The organism is Xylanibacter sp., from assembly GCF_057607445.1.
In genome coordinates this window covers 1-1,386 of the sequence record NZ_DBLZAX010000055.1, presented here as the reverse complement: position 1 = coordinate 1,386, position 1,386 = coordinate 1, and the positions used below count along the sequence as shown (strand labels likewise).

The 1,386-nt window shown below is 35.5% G+C and carries 2 protein-coding genes and 1 pseudogene; 1 reads left to right on the top strand and 2 read right to left on the bottom strand.

The window, feature by feature from the left end:
• Positions 1–226 precede the first annotated feature (226 nt).
• Together ACZMIG_RS14800 and ACZMIG_RS14795 are read right to left on the bottom strand one after the other, a co-directional pair.
• A complete protein-coding gene (locus tag ACZMIG_RS14800) occupies positions 227–508 on the bottom strand; it encodes a type II toxin-antitoxin system YafQ family toxin (protein WP_117830226.1) in 282 nt (93 codons plus the stop codon).
• The gene (locus tag ACZMIG_RS14795) at positions 505–753 is read right to left on the bottom strand and encodes a toxin-antitoxin system protein (RefSeq protein WP_117830228.1); all 249 of its coding nucleotides are present in this window, start codon (positions 751–753) and stop codon (positions 505–507) included. Before ACZMIG_RS14795 ends, ACZMIG_RS14800 begins: the two co-directional genes overlap by 4 nt.
• A gap of 495 nt (positions 754–1,248) precedes the next feature.
• Between ACZMIG_RS14795 and ACZMIG_RS14790 the strand changes: the two are divergent.
• Positions 1,249–1,386: pseudogene (locus tag ACZMIG_RS14790) on the top strand (replication initiation protein); the annotation flags it as partial.

Here is a 1,386-nt window from a genome sequence, read left to right as displayed (position 1 = left end):
TCTTGCTATTCTTTCGACTGCCGAGCAATCGACGAACACCCTCCCCTGCGGTACGGCGAAAGCTCGTACAAGGGGGACGGGGAGAAGTCGGAGCGAGGCACTAAGAAAGAACCTATCCCAGCCATGTAAACACACATTCCAGCAGCCGGGAACCACACAGAATAAATTGTACACAAAACACAAAAAGTCAATGGCTATCTATCAACCATTGACTTTTAATACATTTCTACCGTTTCTTTTTCTTCCCGAACAATTCCGAATGACTGCCAAGTCTAACCAACTTTACCACTTCATCATCAATCCATATCAAAAGAAAATCATTTTCCACATGACATTCCATGTGCCCTGCATAATTTCCCGAAAGCATATGCGGTTTAAACTCTTTAGGTATATCTTCGCAACGTTCCAAAAATCCGACAATATCATAAAGCTTTTCCAGCTTTGCAGTATCGTTTTTATACCGCTTCAAGTCTTTTCGGAATTGACTGCCGCTTTTAACCTTTCTCATTCACTGCAAGATTTTAAGAAGTTCTCAAAACTGCTTGTGTCGATTGTTTTTAAGTTCTTTTCTGCACGGGCTTCCTCAATGGCTGCTTTGGTTTCCTCGTTGGGTTCTGAATACATTGCATCCATTAAAAGACATTCCACGAAATTATTCAGGCTCCTGTGTTCACGTTTGGCAGCGCTTTTCAGCATATCCAATAAATCGTTGTTAAGCCTAAATGCCGTTAGTTTTTTTACTACTACTTCCATATTGTTATACTTTTTATTGCAAATGTATAACAAAGTATATCAATCTCCAATAGAATCAAAACAAATAAACACAATAATACATATTTTAACACGCGGAAAAATCTTCCCCAAAAAATCGCTGCACTAGTTTTGCTTGCTTCTCCCCTGTTTTTTTCGTCCATATGTTTTTTGCTTCTGTTCAAACACAATAAAAAACGATTTTGACTTTAGAATCGGTTACATTCTAAAATTTTAATGACTTGTTTTAAAGCATAACTTGTTATATGCTTATCAAATTTTAGAAAAACGCTAATAAAATTCTGTATGTCATACAAATACAATACAATTCATGAAACAAAAAACGAGTTTTTGAATGTTATAAACGAGTTTTCGAATGCTATTTCACTCTTTAAAAACGAGTTTTTGAATGTTTTCGTGGAGATACATTTTTCAATCTCGTTTTTAATTTCTATATTTGCGAACATTCAATCTCTCGTTTTTAAAAGACAAATGAATATGGCTGTGAAGATAACGAATAAAGATGTGATACAGAGTTACTTAATGACCGTGTCTAAATACGATTTTTCAGTTTACGAAAAACGCATTTTATACCGTCTTGTAGAAGCGATGCAATGTGAATTAGAAGGCAAAAAA